Here is an 18,718-nt window from a genome sequence, read left to right as displayed (position 1 = left end):
GTAATGACATGCGTTTTCTTCGGCGTTGCCTCAGGCGGGATGAAGGACGACTTTTATTTCATAATAAAATTAAAAGTCTTTTCCGAATGGTAATTCACCCGGCCCAGCTTATCGCCTTTGATCGGACGCACGAAACGACATTCCACCATCACCACGGCAACTTTTTGACCAAGATTTAAGGATTTTGACGACAAAGATTCCTTAGCCAACCATTCGGCGACCTCTTGAATTTCTAGGTCCGGGATCAATTGATCACGTTGTCGATGAATAATCGCATGCGCCCCCGGATAATCTTTTAGATGCAGCCAATAGTCCCAGGCTTTGGCCTGTCTTAGTAAAGCTAAGTTGTCAGCGGCAGATTTTCCACAATAAGCGAGGGCCCCTGAATCTAAATGCAGTTTTCGGCCCCGAGCTTCGGCTTTTTTCATCAAATCCGGCAATGAAGACTTTGCCGTCACGGCTTTGGCGGAATACCGGCTGTTTTCCAACTTAGAAATCTCAGCAGCCAATTCTACCAACCGCTCGCGTGCGCCATCGCGTTTTCCCGCTAACTGTTTAGCTTTCGCAAAAGCAGTTTCGATATTCCAACTTAAAGATTCTTTTAAATTTACATAAGCTGTAAGCTCGGGCGGAAGACGCTTTAATAAAGCCGCTCCCTCCATCACATTTTCTTTCAAATAATTTCCCGCAGAAGCCCACTTCTGATCTTCATCACTGTCGATTTGCTTTTGAATTTCAGCAAGCGCTTTGCGTTTTTTTTCTAAGTCTTTAGCCTTTTGTTTTTCCCACTGCGCGACGGGATCTTGTGCTGGCTTTTTTCCGCCCTTTTGTTCGCCCAACCATTCTTCATGAATTTCTTCAAGCGTGCGAGGTGCTGGTGGGTTTTCCACTGGCGGAGCCGCCCCTAACTCTAAAACTTTATCCCAAGAAATTTGTTTTCCATTAGCACGCACAATAAAGTTGGCCTGTTTAGGAATCAGCCGGATCTCAAGTTCACAATCCAACGAAGAATTACGCAACATCAGGCGCACCACGCGGCCATATTCTTCCAGCACGGTCATTTCGGTCAGATAAAGATTTTTGGCGTGGGAGTTTAAAAATAAGCCGACAGGTTTTCCCTTAAGGCCTTTTTGAAAAGGACATTCTTCTTCAAAAACGAGCATCATCGGGGTGTTCGGCAGAAGGTCCAGGATCATCCAATAGCGACGGTCCCCTTGAAAGCCTAAAGCCAGACCTCGGTCATTGGCTTGCACATCCTGCAACTGGGCGCCGTCTAAAATCGGCGCAAAATAGGCTATAAAATGTTGCAGCTCTTGCTGGGTCAGGGCTTTCATGGGTCCTATTCTGGCATCCTTGGGTCCAAATTTCTATCAAGATCCTCAAAATGACCGAAGAATCACCGATATGAATTAGGTATGACAGAGATATTAATAAAAATCGTCGAAACCCAGCTACGTGAAACTTCCAATCTTAAGGAAAAGACACCGGATTTTATCCGCAAGGTTGTGCATCTTTATGCCTTGCAACTGACAAAAACCGGAACAATTCCATTGGGATTTTTGGACGACGTTTTAACCGATATCGAAGAAGAAGCGATCGAGATTTATCGCAAAAAAACCTACGGCTTTTTGACTTTAGAAGAATACCGCCGTCACAAATTCCGTCAATTAGACGACAACTAGTCACCAATGAGCCACCCACAGGTGGCCTCAAAAACCGCTTTATCCTCCGTGAGTTTTATCCCGGGTTTTCAGCCCGACGCGCCCACTCGTCAAAACTTATCAAATTAATTCAGTTGTTAAGCCCATGGTGTCTTTTAGGATTCTATCCGCAGGATGTTAGCAATAATAAAATTACTAACAAAACCAACTTAAGAAATTCCCAAGAAAGCCGAAGAGTAACACAACTGTGGTTGTGATTACTATCCATAGGAGTCTCCTTTGTCAGAAGGGACTCTTATCCATAAGAAGCGGTCATTGAGGCCGCTTTTTCTTTTTGCAATGTTGGTTCTTAGCTTAGAACGAATACAGAAATTACAGAACTATCCCTACTATCGAATTTCGGACACTACTCTTCCACTTTTTCAATCACGGAAAAATACAGCGGACCAAATCCACAAGTGTCTGGCATATAAGCAACGCCAAACTCCGTGCGCTCACCGCCTACACCTAACGGTGCTTCCAACAAGCGCACCGCAGACTTTTTCTTTTTCAAAAGCTTGCGAATGACATCATCATTTTCAGCCGGACTGATGGAACACGTCGAATAAACAATTCTGCCGCCGACTTTCGTGGCCAGCAACGCTCCAGCCAGCAACGAATACTGCCGCGATGCCAAGTGTTCCGTGCGACGGGGACTCCACTCTTCTTGAGCCGTCGTGTTTTCTAAAATATGTCGCTCCCCCGAACAAGGCGCATCGAGCAAAACACGATCAAAAGAACCTGGTTCTTTTAATCCAAACTGCACGCCATCTTTTCCGGTCACCCACACGCGATCACGGATATTTCGCGGAACATATTGTTGAATGACTTTTTTTAAACGCTCGCGGCGCTCTGGCGAAAGATCATTGCAAAAGATCTCTCCGTCCTCTCGCAAAGCTTCAATCATCACCAAGCTTTTTCCACCGGGCGCCGCACACATATCTAAAATCCGATCACCAGGTTGGACATCTAAAGCGCGAGCCACCATCACCGAAGCCGGATCCATGACATAGACATCTAATAATTCGTCTTCATTGCGCTCTGGGGAAAAACCCGAACCCGGTGACAACCAATAACAGCCAGAAAGCTCTGGTTTCACTGGTAGACTTTGCCATTTTCGCAAAGCCCCCGCGGGTACCGGACTTAAAATATTTTCGCGCGCCACCTGTTGTTCTGGCTTAGATAAAGCCGTAAACAAAGCAGGCCAACGCTCACCATAAATTTTTTGAAAATAAAGATAGAAAGGGTGCGATTCCGAAATCATGCACCCCATCATTACGCTATTTTATTGGGAAGGTACAGATGAATTCGCTGCCTTGTTCTAGCTTGCTTTTAACCGCTACCGAACCGCCATGGCTTTGCATAATATGCTTCACAATAGCCAATCCCAGGCCCGTACCGCCCGCATCACGAGTGCGCCCTTTATCGATACGGTAAAATCTTTCAAACAGACGATCCAAGTGTTCTTCGGGAATCCCTTGGCCGTTGTCGATCACCTTCAACAAGACAGCTTTGGGACCATCGCTTTCCCAACGAATTTGCACAGTTTTTCCTGCCGGAATAAACTTGATCGCATTCGAAACAAGATTACGAAGAACCTGTTCCACCTTACCGGCATCAGCCATAAACGGCGGCACTTCCCCGATCACCCGAATGGCGATATTTTTTTCTGCGGCCAACACAGCCATTTCAGAAACAATATGTTCAGAAATTTGTAACGGATGAATCATTTCCATACGCAACTCAGGGTGAGACTCCAAAGTGCTCAAGGACAGTAGGTCATTCACTAAATCCATCAAACGATCAATGTTGCGGGAAACAATATCTAAGAACTTCCCGGCTTGATCCATGTGCCCGGTCTTAACATCTTCTTTCAAAGTTTCAACGTAACCCTTGATCGAAGTCAGTGGCGTGCGTAACTCATGAGAGGCATTGCCGACAAAATCAATGCGCACTTGTTCCACTTTTTTAAGATCCGTGATGTCATGGAAAATACCTACGACGCCATAAATCTCTTTGGTTTTGGCATTACGAATCGGATTTACCGACACCGCAAAATACCTTGGAGCATTGTCCACCAAAGTCGCTAACCGCACGGTGAAACGATTTCCTTTGCCGTCATTGATCGCGCGACTAAAGCCTTCTAAAACATCCGAAGAGCGAATGGCTTCACTTAAACGTAAAACCGGCACTTGCAGTTGATCACTTGTTAAAAACTGAGCGGCAAACTGCGAGTTAAAATAAAGAATCTTTTCATCCATGCTGACGCTGATAAGGCCTTCCGCCACGGCACTCATAAAGGCTTGGGATTCTTCTTGGGCCTGCAGATACTGCGACTTGCGCTTTTTCATTTTGCGGTGGATGTGATTGAGCGCCACATCCAATTCAGACACGTCGCCCAGCTCGTCTTCTAAAAGGTCATCATCTTGAGGGTCTACCAAGCTTCCGTAGATGCGTTTTGAAGAAATACGCAAAGCCTTTAAGGTCAGACGCTGAATCGGACGCGTAAAACGGTACGAAGTGAACGCGGCCATCATGATACTGAAAACAAAGAAGTTTAATAAAGCTTCGTTATAAACCCACGGACGAACACGATAACGAACGTCGATCGTCGAAATAACGGCGATAAATAGAAGATTAAAAATCACCAACTGGTAAAAGAAGAACTTCCAGAAAAATCGCCATGGGAATCGTACAAATCGCTTCATGCGAGATCTACTTTAACCCGATATCCTACTCCACGGATAGTCTCAATTCGATCTCCCCACTCGCCTAACTTCTTGCGTAATCCAAAAACATGCGTGTCAATCGTCCGACCGACCACATTGATCCCCTCACCTTGGATATTTTCAATCAATTGTTCACGGGTCAAAACGCAACCCTCGTTTTGCACCAAAGAGCCCAAAAGTTTGAATTCCGAAGGGGTTAAATGAAGAGGTTCATTTTTAAAGCTGATTTCATATGTTTTAAAGTTCATACGCAATCCGCCCATGGAGTATTCTGATTCGTCCGGAGCTTTCGAATTTTTATGTTGCGCACGACGCAAAAGGGACTTTACTCGGGCAATAAACACCGACGGATGAAAAGGTTTCGCGATGTAATCATCAGCCCCTTTCTCCAGACCTTCGACCACGTCTTGAGGCTCGGTTTTGGCCGTCACCATCAAGACAGAACTTTCCGGATTTTTTGCTTTGATTTTTCCGATAATGTCGACGCCACTCATTCCCGGTAGCATCCAATCTAAGACAAAGACTTGGTAACCGCTGTCGCGATTCAGTTCATTGATAGCCTCTTCCGCCGAAGGACACTCCGTCACTTTATAGCCTTGTCTTAAAAGATGCAAAGCCATGAGTTCGCGAATTTCCTGTTCGTCTTCAACCACCAATACGTGAACTGAATTGTCAGCCAAACTTTCCTCCGTGTCTAACATCCTTGCCGGTAAAGGCAAAGATCACATCTTCCGCGATATTGGTGGCGTGATCCCCCAAGCGCTCAAGATTTCTTGCAATTAAAATCAAATCCATACAAGCTTCGACATCGTCGGAATGCGCCTTCATGTGAGCGATCGCGTCTTTGAAAACTTTATTTTTCAAAGCGTCCAACTCGTCATCCATCGAAAGTATTTTTTTAGCCTGTTCGCACTCTTCACGCACGAAGCAGTCTAAAGAACCCTTCACCATCTTGCCCGCCACTTCCGACATTCTTTGAATGTCGCTGAGCTGAGCTTGAATCGGTTTACGAGACAAATAATCTTTACCAGAGTGAGATATATTCACGGCCTGATCGCCCATGCGCTCAAGATCGTTATTGATCTTAATCACCGACAAAACCAAACGAAGATCTTTAGCCACAGGCCCCTGTTTAGCCAGGATGTTCATACAAGCATTATCCACGCGGATGTGATCTTCATTGATCAGCTTTTCAATCGCGTGAACTTGTTCAAAGGCGGAAAGATCCCGTGATAAAAGAGCCGCAATGGCTTGAGCCAAAGATTTCTCCACGTGACCACCCATAAGAAGAATCATTTTCTTTAAGTCTTCAATGCGGTTATCGATCGCTCTTTCCATGGTTTCATCCTCAGGGCTTGCCTTGTTATAATTATTAATTAAAGAAAAACACCGCTTAACACGGCATCTCTTAGGATTCTAACAGAATCCTAACAGTTTAAAAGGGAATGCTAAAAAAGAACCTGTGACGCTAAGGCTATTTTAGATTGATCCCGGACCCCAGGGCCATACTCCGCCGCGTACCATGTGTAATCTGTCATCAAGGCCATGCGGATATCTGAGCTAACTAAGTAGCTTAAAGAGATCAAAGCCGTTTGCATATCTTTACCAGATTCACCTATCGCCGCATTTAAATAGTCATACCGCAACATCAATTCCGCCAAGGGTCCCGTTTTAAATGTGGTGAACAGACTGGCACCTTGTCCGCGGACAGAACTTCCCGCCAGACCCGAAAGATCGACACCTTCTGCCAGGTTGTAATCCGCAAACGCATCGGCCGCATCTTGAGCATACAAAAGCTCTAAACCCGCACCCGCATTTTCAGATTGATACGAAATCAAAGCCTGAACACGCTCTTTTAAACCTTCATCCTCGCCATACTTTTCATAATTTCCACGGACATACCCCAGGTTCAAACCCCAGTTTTCATTAAAGACAAATCGCCCAAACAAGGACACCTCTTTATGGGGGCCTTGTTCTTTTTCTTTAACACCTTCGCCATTGGCCAAAGTGATCGCGTATTCCCCTAAATCCGCCGGCATTTGCGACATAAAAGAAACCCCTAAATCTGAAGGACTCAGGTAATTCCATTTTTCCGTGATGGACCAAGCTTCACGCCCCAAAAATCGATACGAATAGGATTCATACTGCGCTTCCTGCCAAACTTGAGGGATCAACCCCAGGCGAAGGGCATGCATTCCTTGAAAAATACTGACCAGATCCAAGTAGGCCTCACGCATTTTGACCGTGAAACGCTCATTTGTTGTCTTTTGTTCTTCAGAGCCCTCAAGACGGAAAACCAAAAGATTGTCATCTTTCAAGGGCGCATCTAAATCCAAAAACAGGGATGGCATTTCAAAGGCCGAGTCCCCGCGCTGCCCCGTCGGGAGATTCCATAAAGTAAAATTTGCGTCCAGCTCACCACCGATTTCAATTTCTGACAAAGCGTGAGCGGAAGATCCCACTAAGATACAAAATAAAATGAACAGACTGTGTTTTTTCATGTCCCTCATGCTGCCATTTTTATATACTGTTGCCAAAGGGAGATTTAATGGCTCGTCGTGTATCGGCGATTGATATCGGATCCAATGCCATCCGCATGATGATTGCCGATATCCATCCAGAGACCAAAAAAATCGAAGTCATCAAGCGCTACCGAGCGGCCGTCCGCCTGGGGCACGACGTTTTCATGCAAGGCGTGATCACCGCGGAATCAATAGAATTCGCAAAAGCCACCTTTCATCGTTACTCCCAAACAAACAAAGAGTTCAATGTGCCTGTCTGCCGCGCGGTAGCCACCAGTGCTTGCCGCGAGGCCAAAAACCGCGATCAGTTTGTAAAAGAGATTAAAAAGAGCTCGGGCATCGACATCGAAATTATTGACGGCACCGAGGAAGGACGCTTGATTCACCTGGCCGTCACTCGGGAGCTGGAACTCGACAATCGCAAAACGATGTTGATTGATGTGGGTGGTGGCAGTGTGGAGGTCACTTTTTCGGAAGGCAACAAGATGATCGCCACCAAGTCTTTCCCCATGGGAACGGTCCGAATGCTTGAAACCTTGGCAAAACGCAATCTCAACGAATCCCACCTGAATATTTTAATGGGTGAGTTCCTCAAAGATTTAGGTCCTCATATTTATCAAAACAGTGATCACGACACGGTGGATTTTGCGATCGGTACCGGCGGAAATCTTGAGGCCTTAGGAAAATTAAAAGTTCAGCTTTTACAAAAAAGCCCGCACACTTTTTTAACTTTGGCCGAGTTAACGGAAATCATCGATCGCCTCCGACCCGTTAAAATCAAAGATCGTATTGAAAAACTAAATATGCGCCCCGATCGCGCCGACGTGATCGTGCCAGCGGCGGTCTTAGTACAAACCATCATGCGCCAGTCAGAAACGGAAAAGATTCTTATCCCTAGCGTCGGATTGCGCGATGGTTTGGTGTATTCAATGATTTCTAATCAACGATAAATTTAGGTGGAAGATAGTACATCAACTGCGCACTGCCTGCTTCGGCCTGCGCGAAAGATTCCAGCTCAAGACCGATCACACCACTTTTTTTGAAATCAATAAAGCTTTCTAACTTTCCGGAAAGCATATAGCTAGCAAAACTGCTGATATGCGGCTCATGCCCCACCACGGCCACGCGGCGATAGTTACGCCCCTGCACACGCAACCATTTTAGAAAAGCCTGCGGCGGGCTTTGGGGAACAAGCTCCGGTGTCTCAATCACCTTGGTGTCATAATAAATTTGCGAAATGATTTCGGCCGTCTGCCGGGCTCTAACCAAAGGACTGGTGACGATCACATCCAATTCTTCGACAAAATCGCGCAAATAAACACAGACCTTCTGCATTTTTTTACGACCTTTTAAGGTCAACGGGCGAAGATTGTCTTCAAGGCCCTTTTTTTTGAAATCTTCACGTTCTTCCGCGACGGCGTGACGAATGATGATCAGTTCCACGGATCAGTGTTCCCCTTCTTGATGTGGTTCTTCCACAAGGCTAACCCGAGATTTCGCCATTTGCATCATTGTTTGATGAATACCAATATCATTTGATTCTTCGCGATTGTAACTGCCGTCGGAATTCATCATCCAAGCCTGGCGCTTTTCCTTTAAGAACAGTTGCAAGATTTCCCAGCACTTTTCCTTTAAATTGCGATCCAAGATCGGAACGATGGCTTCCACGCGTGCATGAAGATTGCGGTACATCCAATCCGCAGAGCCGATATAAAACTCTCCGTCCACCGGGTCTTTGGCACCATTGCGAAAGTAAAAAAGGCGTGAATGCTCTAAGAAACGACCAATGATCGAACGCACACGGATGCGGTCACTCATCCCCGGAACACCGGGCTTTAAACAACAAAACCCACGCACGATCATATCAACATCCACCCCTTTTTGTGAGGCAGCATAAAGAGCTACGGCAATGTCGTTTTCTTCAAAGTTATTAAATTTCGCTATAATTTGCGAAGGACGACCGGCCTGGGCATGTTCGGCCTCTCTTTCAACCATGGTTTTAAAGCGAGAAATCATGTTCACGGGGGCCACTAATAAGTTTTGATAGTTCGTCTTTAAAGATCTTCCCGTCAAGTAATGAAAGAACTCGACCACGTCACTCGTGATTTCTTCTTTAGCCGTAAGCAATCCTAAATCCGTATAAAATCTTGAGGTCGCGACATTATAGTTTCCGGTTCCGATGTGCGCGTAACAGCGCAAGCCTTCTTGCTCTTGACGCACAACTAAGGCGGTTTTGGCATGAGTCTTTAACCCCACCACCCCGTACACCACATGCACGCCCGCATTTTCAAGTTCACTGGCCCAATAAATATTTCGTTCTTCATCAAAGCGCGCCTTAAGCTCCACCAAACAAACCACTTGCTTCCCTTGTTCCGCGGCCCGAATCAAAGAGCGAATAAAGGGACTGTTGTCCCCCGTGCGATACAAAGTCATTTTAATGGCTAAGACTTTAGGATCTTCCGAGGCCGTGCGAATAAATTTCTCAACCGAGGCGGCAAAACTTTCATACGGATTATGGATCAACTGATCCGCAAGCTTAATGGCATTAAAAATACCGACACCATCTTCGGCAAAGGCCGGTGAGACCACGGGCGTGTACGGTTCAAATTTGAGTTTAGGTAAATTCACATCCGCGATAAAGCCAAGATCGGTAAAATCCATCATCGCCGGAAGCTCGTAAACATCCTCTTCGGTGATTTCAAGCTCTTCCATTAAGAACTTAAGCATCCAAGGATCCGGCTTAGGGCCATGCTCTAAGCGCACGACTTCGGCAAAGCGACGCTGCCGAAGCTCTTCTTCGATCGCCTCTAATAAATCTTCGGCATCTTCTTGGTCTTGATCGGAATCTGCATTGCGGGTCAAACGGAAAGGCATCACCCCTAAGACTTGCATCGATGGAAAAAGATCCGACAAATTTTCTTTAATCACCTCTAACAAACTAATAAAGCGCAAGGCTGTTTGTTCAGGATCAACACAAATCCATGGAGCTAAAACCTTAGGAACTTTTACGCGCGCAAAAAGTTTTTCTTCACTATTAGGGTGTTTTAGCGTCACCCCTAAAGAGATTGAAAGATTTGAAATAAACGGGAACGGATGTCCCGGATCCACGGACAAGGGCGTTAGCACTGGAAAGACATTGCGGTTGTAGTATTTTTTTACCGAGTCTTTTTCTTTATCTGACAATTCTGCCCAAGAAAGTAAAAAAACTCCTTCTTTTTCTAAAGAAGGTTTTAAATTTTTAAGATAACAATTCGCCTGGTCTTTTAACATGGGATTTACCAGCTGACGGATTTCGTTTAACTGAAATAATGGCGTTTTCCCATCCGCGGATTTGGGGGAAACTCCATAGGCCACATGGCGCTTAAGTCCCCCCACGCGCTTCATAAAAAATTCGTCTAGATTAGAACCTGAAATGCTTAAAAAGCGAACTCGTTCCAAAAGCGGATTGCGCGCATCTTCAGCCTCCGCCAAAACCCGGCGATTAAAATTAAGCCACCCAATCTCCCGATTGGTAAAAAGGCTTTCAGAAGACAAAGGATGTTCTTGGACCTTACGGGCCCGCGTAGACTTCTTTTTTGAAGTGCGTTTGGGTGCGGTCGCTTTGACTGAATTCAAGGACTCCTCCTTAAGGAGTCTTTATTTCACAATAAACGCATTCCTATGGCAAAGCCTTCTTAAACTCGGCGGATTGCAAAAACTTTGGCCCTGGTTCTTGGCATAACGCAATCTTGTCTTGACCTCTGGTTTTTGTGTCCCAAAGTGAGACCAAGGTCTTTTCCACCTTCAGGTGACTTGTAAAAAATCCGAGAAGAATATCATGACCAGTCTAGCTCGCTATCACGGTAGATCACCTCGATATATTCTGAATACGGAAGACGACAGCTTAGTGCGTGTTGCCGGGCCCAAACAAACACCGTGGGAGGAAGGCACGGAGATTAAAAATGTCTCTTTGACTGGACTAGCCTTCACCGCTCCGGAAGATCTGTGCCCGCTTTTAGGCGAAGTCATTAAAATCCAATTCACGCCTCCCGGTTCGCGCCAGATGGCGTGTTACGGAATCGTGACTCGTTTAGAAAACATCACCTCCAGCGAAATGCTGGTGGGTGTTCATTTTTATAAACTGGAAATGTCCCAACGAATTGTTCTCGCTCAAGGCTTAGCGCGCAAGTTTAAAGAAGCGCAAGATCGCGGGCACATCGACGATCTACTTAATCGTAAATCTAAACCCATGACAGCTGAAGGCTGGCCGAAACTTTTCGGCATGGTCGTCTTTGGAACAATGTGGGGATGGACTCTTTCAAATCTCTTCCGCCACGATTATTCCGGCATTTACAAAATGCTTTTAGACATACTTAAATAATTAGGAATACAGATCCTTTAATTTCTTACTCGCAAATTCGGTGAATTTTTTTACCTTGAGAGAAACTTCTTTTTGTTCAGGCATCACAAGACTTATCGGAACTTCATTGCCACGCATGTTCTTATGAATATGCACCAACCGACCCGACTGAATATGTTCCTGACATAAAAATTCAGGTACGAACGCGACACCTTTTCCCAGAAGCGCCATCTGCACCTGAAAACTTGGGTTGTTCGCCATGAAGGCCATCTTAGGTCTGATCGAAAATTTTTTGGAATCCCCGCTGCGCCAGAATTCAATCTTTGGATAACTGGTCATTCCTATAAATGGCAAAGATTCTAAACTGTTTAAATCTTCCCACTGTCGATAGCGCTCAAGCAAACCGGGCGTTGCCACAAAAATGCTTTTCACTGTTCCAATGCGACGAACCCGCAAACTGCTGTCTTTAAGCGCGCCAATGCGAATAGCCACGTCCACGGATTCTTTCACCAAGTCCACATAGCTCTGTGAAAGCAAAAGTTCAAAGCGGACTTGCGGATAAAGTTTTGAAAACTCATCCAACACCGCTGGCAATTGGCGAACGCCCACATCATCGGCCGCCGTGATTTTAATCAAACCTGAAACCTCACTGGTGTTTTCCACCACTTCCGAAGACAGGGCTTCAAGGCCTTCGACCAAACCGCGGGCTCTTTCGTAAAAAACGCGTCCCACCTCTGTGAGCTGAAACTGTCTGGTGGTGCGATACACCAGCTGCAATCCCAATTCTTTTTCTAAAGCGGCCAAATGCCGACTGACGCGCGACTTGGGCTGCTTTAAAATTTCCGCGGCTTTAGTAAAGCTGCCAGCTTGAACTAATCGGACATAATTGCGAATTTGGTTAAGATCAAATTGTTCCATATATAAAACAGTGTATCCTGTCTTTGTTATCTTTCGCAACGATCAAAACCACGGCATACTTATGACAGTGGAAGGGGTCTTTATGTCTAAAATGCCTGCTCTTTTTGTTGGCCATGGGTCACCGATGAATGCCTTAGAACAAAATACGGTGACGGAAAGTTTCCAAAAACTGGGAAAAGATCTTCCTCGTCCAAAAGCTATTTTAGCCGTGTCTGCGCATTGGGAAACCGAAGGCACGCAAGTGCTCGCAAATACCCAACCACCGACAATTCATGATTTTTATGGATTCCCAAAATCTCTTTTCGATATTGAATATCCCGCAGCCGGGGCGCCTGCTCTGGCGAAACGCACTCAAGAACTTTTGGGCGACGCGATTTTAAGTGAAAAATGGGGCTTAGACCACGGCACGTGGTCCGTCTTAGTTCACATGTATCCGAAGGCTGACATCCCTGTATATCAGCTCAGCCTAGATGCAAAAAAATCGCCGCAAGAACATTTAGAAACCGGCAGAAAGCTTCGCACTTTGCGCGAAGAAGGTGTTTTGATTTTGGGTTCTGGGAATATCGTGCACAACCTACGCGCCATCAATTGGAAAGAACCTAACGGCGTTTATTCGTGGGGGTTAGAGTTTGATCAACAGATCAAAAAAGCTTTGGAAGCTCGCGATGAAAAAACGCTCACCGGCTATGCAGACTTAGGTGATATCGCAAAACTTTCAGTTCCGACCGCGGAACATTATCTGCCACTTCTGTATGTGGTGGGCGCCACCACCCAGGATGACGTTTTAACCTATCCCTATCAAGGATATGCGATGGGAAGTCTTTCAATGCGGTCGGTGCTGTATTCTTAAAAGCGAAGCTCTGGTTTATTCCAGAGCTTCGTTACCCACGGCCGCAAAAGCCTGCTTGGTTTTTTCACGCACTTCATCGCGTGTTTTGAATTTATCCATCAACAGATAAACCGCCGGAACAACAAATAACGTCAAGGCTGTTGAAACAAAAACCCCGCCAATCAAGCAGATCGCCATCGGGCGCATGGTTTCAGATCCTGCCCCTGTTGCCGTCGCCGAGGGAATTGCCGCCGCAATTGTCGCCACGGACGTCATCAAAATCGGACGAAGGCGGATGGGACACGCTTCAATCAGTGCTGCCATGGCTTCACGCGTTCCTCGGTCTCGCACGGTGTTCGTAAATTCGATTAATAGAATCGAGTTCTTTTTCACGATCCCCATCAATAACAACAAACCAATCATCGAATACATATTCAATGACTGACCAGTGATTAAAAGTGCAAAGAATGCTCCGCTAAAACTAAATGGCAACGCGACTAAAATCACGATCGGATCAATGAACGAATTGAACTGACTTGCTAAGACCATGTAGGCAATGATCAAACCCAAGACCAAGGCAAAAATCAAACTTTGGAAAGATTCTTTAAAAGTTTTTGAACTTCCACCTTGCTCAATCATGTAACCGGGTTCAACTAAAACGTCTTTGGCTATCTGGTCCACTTTCGCCATGGCATCTTGCTGAGAAACGCCTTGTTTCAAATTTGCGGTGATCGTGATCGCACGCTGACGGTTGGATCTTGAGATCGACTGCAAGCTGGAACCAATTTCTTCTTTGGTCACCTTGGGCATCGGAATTAAGTTACCTTGCACATTTCCGACAAACAAAGTTTTAATCTCGCCCATGGGATCTCCCTGATCCACCAGCTTCACCTTGATGTCGTAACGATGACCACCCACTTGGTACTCACCGACTTTGGCTCCGCCAATGAGCGCATTCACCGTGGTTCCAATAGCGGCCACGCTAACACCGTGCTGGGCGGACTCTAAGCGATTAGGACGGACTTGGATTTCAGGCATACCCAATAGGTAATTGGAATCCACGTCGACCATCAAACCACTCTCGCTCATCCGTTTCATAATTTCAGTGTTAAATTTAGCAAGTTTTTCCCAGTCAGAACCTAAGACCGTGAACTCTACCGGGTAACCACGGCCACCTGAAAAACCACCTTGCGATAAATCTAATAAAACCGGACGCATGTCTTCGATTTTAGACAGCCCTTCACGTGCGACTTGCATAAATTCTTGTTGGGACAATTCTTTGCCCTTGGCTTTGTTGATCCCGCGCTGACCTTTGTCTTTTAAGGTCACAAACATCATGGTGATATTGGCGTCGGAAACCCCGCCCCCAAATCCACCAATCGCCGCATAGACTTGCTTAACTTCCGGTTGCTCCATCAACCATTTTTCAGCTTTTTGTGTTTGCAAGTTCGTATACTCAAGCGAAGTTCCCACCGGCATAATCAAACGCGCCATGAAAAGACTTTGATCTTGTGCTGGCGACATTTCTTTATTGAGCAGCTTGATCGAACCAAAAGACACGACGACAAAAATGATCGACGCGACAACGGTCCACCATGGATGATTTAAGACACTTTTCAACCATTTTTCATAACTGACTTTTAACCACACCATGAAATTTTCAAAACCACGACCAATGCGCGTGGATCTTTCACCGTGATGAACAAAGCCCGCACAACGCATCGGCGTGATCGTTAAAGATTCAATCAGCGACAAGAACACCGCTAAAGAAATCGTCACCCCGAACTGCATAAAGAACTTACCGACGATGCCTTTCATGAAGGCCACGGGTAAGAAGATGGCAATAACCGCGGCGGTGGCCGCCATGGCGGCAAACGAAATTTCCCGGGCGCCTAAGATCGCCGACTCAATTCGTCCCCGCCCGTTTTCATTATAGCGGAAGATATTTTCTAAAACCATGATGGCATCGTCGACCACGATACCAATAGCTAACGTCAAACCCAAAAGGGTGAAAGTGTTCAATGTATAGCCTAGGAAATAAAGACCGATGAACGCCCCCAAGAGCGAGGTAGGAATCGAAAGCAAAACGTTAAACGTGGCCGACCAGCTGCCCAAGAATATCCAACATACAATCGAGGTGAAAATCACCGCTAAAATCAAGTGATGAGTCAATTCTCCGACGGACTGTTCAATAAATTTGGTGCTATCGAAATTGACCTGGATCTTCATGCCCTCCGGAAGTTGAGGCTGAATCTCTTTCATTTTTTCTTTCACGTTTTTCGCCACAGCTACGGCATTGGTTCCACGCTGCTTACGAATACCAATTCCCAAGGCCGGAATACCATTAAAGCGCGACATGCGTTCTATCTTATCTAAACCCATGCTAGCATCGGCGACCTGACGAATACGCACCATATTGGTCGGATCCGCCACCCCACGTCCGGCACGTTTACTGATGACAAGCGCACGGAATTCATCTTCCGTTTTTGCTTCCCCCAAAGTGCGGACGTTATAAGATTTTTTTTCCGTCTGAATGTAACCACCCGGCGATTCCGCATGCTCGCTTTTAATCGCATCAATGACGTCATTGACAGAAATATTATAGCGAATCAGATCCTTTGGCCGAACATGCACTCGCATGATTGGATCGGTATAGCCACCTAAGAAAATATCGCCGACCCCTTCAACAGTCGTAAAACGATCTTTCAAATAATCGCGCGCATAGCGCATCAGGAATTCAGGATCATTTTTGTCGTAAGTGAGCGCCAACCATAAGATCGGCTGATCATCCGGATTGGTTTTTGAAATCGTGGGAGGATCCACATCGTCCGGAAGCAAGCGTTGCACGCCCGCGATTTTTGCCTGCACGTCTTGCACGGCTAAATCGATATTGCGATCCAAATCAAATTCCACCGTGATCGAAGCACTTCCCGTTTTACTGCTCGACTTGATGGACTGAATTCCCTCGACGGTCATCAACGAGCTTTCAATCGGATCAACCACTTGCGTTTCCATGACTTCGGGTGCTGCACCTTGCAAAGTAACACTCACAGTCACCGTCGGAAAATCAACATCCGGTAGCTGACTGACCCCCATGCGAGACCAAGAAATCCCCCCAAAGATCATCAACGCAAACATCAACATCCAAGCAAATACTGGATTTTTGATCGAAATATCGGACACCCTCATAAACACCCCTAAGGAATAAGATCGTAGGCAATTCATGTAAAATAGTCATGAATCATCTGCACCTTAACGCTGCCTTCTAAACTATTGAAATTTTAGGGCCAATTCGCCCCCCTTAGCAACCGAAGAAAGTTGACACACCCCTAGCTAAAGACTATTTCTTTCGGGCATTAGACCTGCGATCTTTTTCCGAACTCTTAGAGGTAATGATGACCCTACAACGCCTTGTCACACTGACGCTGACTTTCACCTTATCGATCACTTCTGTTGCGTTTGCGGCTCCGTCAAAAAAGAAATCACCAAAAGCAACGGCACCGGCTGAAGAGGTTTCATTACGCGAGAAGGCCCTGACTGAATCTCAAAATTTAGGAAAACAACAAAAACAAGCTTCCGAAGTTCAAATGGAATCCGGAGTTTTGACTTTGAAAGATCCTCGTCCTGAAGTGATCGGCCGCAGCTGGAATTATTTCGTCGGCGTTTCCGCGCAACAATTCCAACCCGAAGGCCGCGTGACTAATGACCTGAACAACACCTTTGATCTTGGTCAGCAAGGTCAAACCTTGATGCCGGGAATTGAATTTGGCGTTATCAGCCAAGATTTTTATGCGAACAGCATCCTGTTAAATTTTGGTGCGCAACTGAAAGGTTCTTTCTCATCTCAATCGGTAGCGGTGACTTATCCATCGGGTCAGGTGATTGACGATGCCCGATTGAATACGACTCTTTTTAGCGTGGGGCCTACATTTGCAGCACGTTGGGAGCGCTATGACTGGTTGACCTTTATCTTCACACCAGAGTTCGGTTCTTTACGTTACACACAAACCAGCTCTAGCTCATATGGGCAGTTTTCCAAAAGTGCGGCTTACCGCGCCTTAACAGCAGGCTTTGATTTCAAAGTCGCAGATAAAGTATCTGTGTTCACAACATATTCACAACGCGATCTTGATGACAGCCAACTTGCACTACAAAAAGACAACTTTGAATTGGGGACTAAAGTAACATGGTAAAATCACTTCTAACCCTTCTAACAGCAACGATCTCGACAACTGTTTGGGCGCAAACTCCTGTGGCCACACCGTCTACATCCACGAAAAAGACCATTACATTAAACCAAAAATCCGTCGCGGAATTGGTTTTAAAACAAGGTTACAAAACCAAAGAAGTTAACTTGGAATTCCAACGCTATCGCCTAGATCCCATCAAGGTCTTAGCTAACTATGACTGGAAAGCCTTGATTGAATCCGGCTTTGAGAAAGACAAGCAAGCGTCTTTATTGACCGGCACAAGTCAATCTATCGCGACCTATGATCGCTATCAAACCAAGGCCTCTTTGACCAAGCCGTTCACCACTGGAACGATTTTAGGATTAGAACTAAGCCGTCTCTCACAAAAAGTGGAATTCGACACTCTGCCCGCACAAGTTCCTCCGACCGAACAAACTTTGGATGTTGCGGGGATCACGCTTGAACAATCTTTGCTTGGAAACTTCTTCGGAGTTGCTGATCGCGGCATCGTGAACGCGGCGGAGTTAAGTTATAAAGCCAGCGAGATCACTCGTGCCGACCAATTGGAAGACGCCGTACTTCAAGCTCTTCGCCAATTCTGGGACAGCTATGTGGCGCAAGAGTCTTTCCGTGAGGCGGTGAACTCTCGCGATCGTTATCAAAAATTGGTCGATGCGGTAAAAAGAAAAACCTCTTTGGGTTACTCAAACCCAGGGGACTTACCGCAAGTTCAAGCCGAGTTTGAAACACGCGAACAAAAAGTGAAGACCACGTCATTAGATTATCTAAAAAATACGGAAAATCTTTTAACGATGTTAGCTTTAGATTCGAACACGGAAATTCGTTTTGAGATCCCTACTGAAATTCCGCCGGTTCCGAAGCTTCCAGCAAAAAATGTGGAAGATTTGCGCGCCATTCGTTCCCAAAAATTAAGAGTCGAAGCTGCGGCGGAGTCATTAAAAGCCGCAAACTCTAATAGCTACCCGACATTGAACTTTGTCGGCAGAGCTTACACTTCCGGCGTTGACGAAACGGCTGAAGGTTCCTTTTCAGATCTTTCTTCTGGAAATCGTCCGAAATACTATGTGGGCTTGAAATTCCAATACAATTTCGGTTCTGGACTTCAAGAAGAAACGATCATCAACAATCGCCTGAACCGCGATTTGCAATCATCAATCTTGTCTCGACAGTTGCAAGAAAACGCGGATATTGAAACCCAAACTGAACGTCGCGTGCAATCTTTGTACGCCATCACTTTGAGCTCGTTAAGACAAAAACAATTCCGTGAGAAAGCTTCTCAAGAATTGAACCGTTCTTACGCTCAAGGCCGTACCGACATTTCAATCTTGATCACAGCCATGAATAACTTCTTTGACTCTGAAGTCTTGTACCTAAGAGCGCTTGGTGATTATGCCATCGCTCTGAACGAGTGGGCGTCTGTTCGCGATGAACTCATCCCAGACGATGCTCCCAACATGGAATATAAGTAAT

The 18,718-nt window shown here is 45.9% G+C and carries 16 protein-coding genes; 6 read left to right on the top strand and 10 right to left on the bottom strand.

The genetic code is table 11. The features are described from left to right. Window positions 1-53 precede the first annotated feature (53 nt). Window positions 54-1,334, bottom strand: a complete 1,281-nt coding sequence (locus tag AZI86_RS17470; RefSeq protein ID WP_061836581.1) for a DUF814 domain-containing protein — start codon at window positions 1,332-1,334, stop codon at window positions 54-56. Window positions 1,335-1,415: 81 nt separating this feature from the next. Between AZI86_RS17470 and AZI86_RS17465 the strand changes: the two genes are divergently transcribed. Next, a complete protein-coding gene (locus tag AZI86_RS17465) occupies window positions 1,416-1,682 on the top strand; it encodes a DNA-dependent DNA polymerase (protein ID WP_253716008.1) in 267 nt (88 codons plus the stop codon). A 385-nt stretch (window positions 1,683-2,067) separates the two neighbouring features. On the opposite strand, the gene AZI86_RS17460 is transcribed toward AZI86_RS17465, so the two are convergent. The 5 genes from AZI86_RS17460 to AZI86_RS17440 form a co-directional block, all read right to left on the bottom strand. Beyond that, window positions 2,068-2,964, bottom strand: a complete 897-nt coding sequence (locus AZI86_RS17460) for an RsmB/NOP family class I SAM-dependent RNA methyltransferase (protein ID WP_253716007.1) — start codon at window positions 2,962-2,964, stop codon at window positions 2,068-2,070. A gap of 16 nt (window positions 2,965-2,980) precedes the next feature. Then, window positions 2,981-4,408 carry a sensor histidine kinase gene (locus AZI86_RS17455; RefSeq protein WP_061836580.1) on the bottom strand — a complete coding sequence of 476 codons (1,428 nt, stop codon included), beginning with the start codon at window positions 4,406-4,408 and terminating at the stop codon, window positions 2,981-2,983. Beyond that, entirely contained in the window at window positions 4,405-5,109 is a 705-nt protein-coding gene (locus AZI86_RS17450) for a response regulator transcription factor (protein WP_253716006.1), read from the bottom strand. Before AZI86_RS17450 ends, AZI86_RS17455 begins: the two co-directional genes overlap by 4 nt. Beyond that, window positions 5,102-5,767, bottom strand: a complete 666-nt coding sequence (gene phoU / locus AZI86_RS17445) for a phosphate signaling complex protein PhoU (protein WP_061836579.1) — start codon at window positions 5,765-5,767, stop codon at window positions 5,102-5,104. Before phoU ends, AZI86_RS17450 begins: the two co-directional genes overlap by 8 nt. Before the next feature lie 110 nt (window positions 5,768-5,877). Beyond that, entirely contained in the window at window positions 5,878-6,939 is a 1,062-nt protein-coding gene (locus AZI86_RS17440; protein WP_061836578.1) for a hypothetical protein, read from the bottom strand. A gap of 38 nt (window positions 6,940-6,977) precedes the next feature. On the opposite strand from AZI86_RS17440, the gene AZI86_RS17435 reads away from it, so the two are divergent. Continuing rightward, window positions 6,978-7,901 carry a Ppx/GppA phosphatase family protein gene (locus AZI86_RS17435; protein ID WP_061836577.1) on the top strand — a complete coding sequence of 308 codons (924 nt, stop codon included), beginning with the start codon at window positions 6,978-6,980 and terminating at the stop codon, window positions 7,899-7,901. Here the strand turns inward: AZI86_RS17435 and sixA are convergent. Together sixA and ppk1 are read right to left on the bottom strand one after the other, a co-directional pair. Beyond that, window positions 7,888-8,394: a phosphohistidine phosphatase SixA gene (gene sixA, locus AZI86_RS17430; RefSeq protein WP_061836576.1), complete on the bottom strand. Its 507-nt coding sequence runs from the start codon at window positions 8,392-8,394 to the stop codon at window positions 7,888-7,890. The two genes, AZI86_RS17435 and sixA, sit on opposite strands and share 14 nt — an antisense overlap. A 3-nt stretch (window positions 8,395-8,397) precedes the next feature. Next, window positions 8,398-10,566 carry a polyphosphate kinase 1 gene (gene ppk1 / locus AZI86_RS17425; protein WP_061836575.1) on the bottom strand — a complete coding sequence of 723 codons (2,169 nt, stop codon included), beginning with the start codon at window positions 10,564-10,566 and terminating at the stop codon, window positions 8,398-8,400. Between the two features lie 202 nt (window positions 10,567-10,768). On the opposite strand from ppk1, the gene AZI86_RS17420 reads away from it, so the two are divergent. Then, on the top strand, window positions 10,769-11,311 hold the full coding sequence (locus tag AZI86_RS17420) for a PilZ domain-containing protein (protein ID WP_061836574.1): 543 nt from the start codon (window positions 10,769-10,771) through the stop codon (window positions 11,309-11,311). Here AZI86_RS17420 and AZI86_RS17415 read toward each other — a convergent pair whose 3' ends face one another. After that, entirely contained in the window at window positions 11,312-12,208 is an 897-nt protein-coding gene (locus AZI86_RS17415) for a LysR family transcriptional regulator (RefSeq protein WP_061836573.1), read from the bottom strand. It abuts the gene before it with no gap. A gap of 82 nt (window positions 12,209-12,290) precedes the next feature. Between AZI86_RS17415 and ygiD the strand changes: the two genes are divergently transcribed. Continuing rightward, on the top strand, window positions 12,291-13,058 hold the full coding sequence (gene ygiD / locus AZI86_RS17410) for a 4,5-DOPA dioxygenase extradiol (protein WP_081111984.1): 768 nt from the start codon (window positions 12,291-12,293) through the stop codon (window positions 13,056-13,058). A 15-nt stretch (window positions 13,059-13,073) separates the two neighbouring features. Here ygiD and AZI86_RS17405 read toward each other — a convergent pair whose 3' ends face one another. Next, complete coding sequence (locus AZI86_RS17405) at window positions 13,074-16,226, bottom strand: efflux RND transporter permease subunit (protein WP_061836571.1); 3,153 nt, start codon at window positions 16,224-16,226, stop codon at window positions 13,074-13,076. A 203-nt stretch (window positions 16,227-16,429) separates the two neighbouring features. Here AZI86_RS17405 and AZI86_RS17400 point away from each other — a divergent pair, with 203 nt between their 5' ends. Continuing rightward, the gene (locus tag AZI86_RS17400; protein ID WP_253716005.1) at window positions 16,430-17,230 is read left to right on the top strand and encodes a hypothetical protein; all 801 of its coding nucleotides are present in this window, start codon (window positions 16,430-16,432) and stop codon (window positions 17,228-17,230) included. Then, window positions 17,224-18,717, top strand: a complete 1,494-nt coding sequence (locus AZI86_RS17395; RefSeq protein WP_061836570.1) for a TolC family protein — start codon at window positions 17,224-17,226, stop codon at window positions 18,715-18,717. Before AZI86_RS17400 ends, AZI86_RS17395 begins: the two co-directional genes overlap by 7 nt. Window position 18,718: the final 1 nt, after the last annotated feature.

The sequence above is a fragment of the Bdellovibrio bacteriovorus genome, assembly GCF_001592735.1.
Lineage (GTDB): Bacteria > Bdellovibrionota > Bdellovibrionia > Bdellovibrionales > Bdellovibrionaceae > Bdellovibrio > Bdellovibrio bacteriovorus_D.
Note: the sequence above shows the minus strand (reverse complement) of the source record. Positions and strands in the feature narration are given on the sequence as shown.

What these genes read in the sequence shown, in the direction of transcription:
- AZI86_RS17400 (WP_253716005.1), top strand. Translation starts at nt 16,430, where the DNA reads ATGATGACCCTACAACGCCTTGTCACACTGACGCTGACTTTCACCTTA.
- AZI86_RS17470 (WP_061836581.1), bottom strand. Translation starts at nt 1,334, where the DNA reads ATGAAAGCCCTGACCCAGCAAGAGCTGCAACATTTTATAGCCTATTTT.
- AZI86_RS17420 (WP_061836574.1), top strand. Translation starts at nt 10,769, where the DNA reads ATGACCAGTCTAGCTCGCTATCACGGTAGATCACCTCGATATATTCTG.
- AZI86_RS17440 (WP_061836578.1), bottom strand. Translation starts at nt 6,939, where the DNA reads ATGAGGGACATGAAAAAACACAGTCTGTTCATTTTATTTTGTATCTTA.
- ygiD (WP_081111984.1), top strand. Translation starts at nt 12,291, where the DNA reads ATGTCTAAAATGCCTGCTCTTTTTGTTGGCCATGGGTCACCGATGAAT.
- AZI86_RS17405 (WP_061836571.1), bottom strand. Translation starts at nt 16,226, where the DNA reads ATGAGGGTGTCCGATATTTCGATCAAAAATCCAGTATTTGCTTGGATG.
- AZI86_RS17465 (WP_253716008.1), top strand. Translation starts at nt 1,416, where the DNA reads ATGACAGAGATATTAATAAAAATCGTCGAAACCCAGCTACGTGAAACT.
- AZI86_RS17415 (WP_061836573.1), bottom strand. Translation starts at nt 12,208, where the DNA reads ATGGAACAATTTGATCTTAACCAAATTCGCAATTATGTCCGATTAGTT.
- AZI86_RS17435 (WP_061836577.1), top strand. Translation starts at nt 6,978, where the DNA reads ATGGCTCGTCGTGTATCGGCGATTGATATCGGATCCAATGCCATCCGC.
- phoU (WP_061836579.1), bottom strand. Translation starts at nt 5,767, where the DNA reads ATGGAAAGAGCGATCGATAACCGCATTGAAGACTTAAAGAAAATGATT.
- AZI86_RS17395 (WP_061836570.1), top strand. Translation starts at nt 17,224, where the DNA reads ATGGTAAAATCACTTCTAACCCTTCTAACAGCAACGATCTCGACAACT.
- AZI86_RS17460 (WP_253716007.1), bottom strand. Translation starts at nt 2,964, where the DNA reads ATGATTTCGGAATCGCACCCTTTCTATCTTTATTTTCAAAAAATTTAT.
- AZI86_RS17455 (WP_061836580.1), bottom strand. Translation starts at nt 4,408, where the DNA reads ATGAAGCGATTTGTACGATTCCCATGGCGATTTTTCTGGAAGTTCTTC.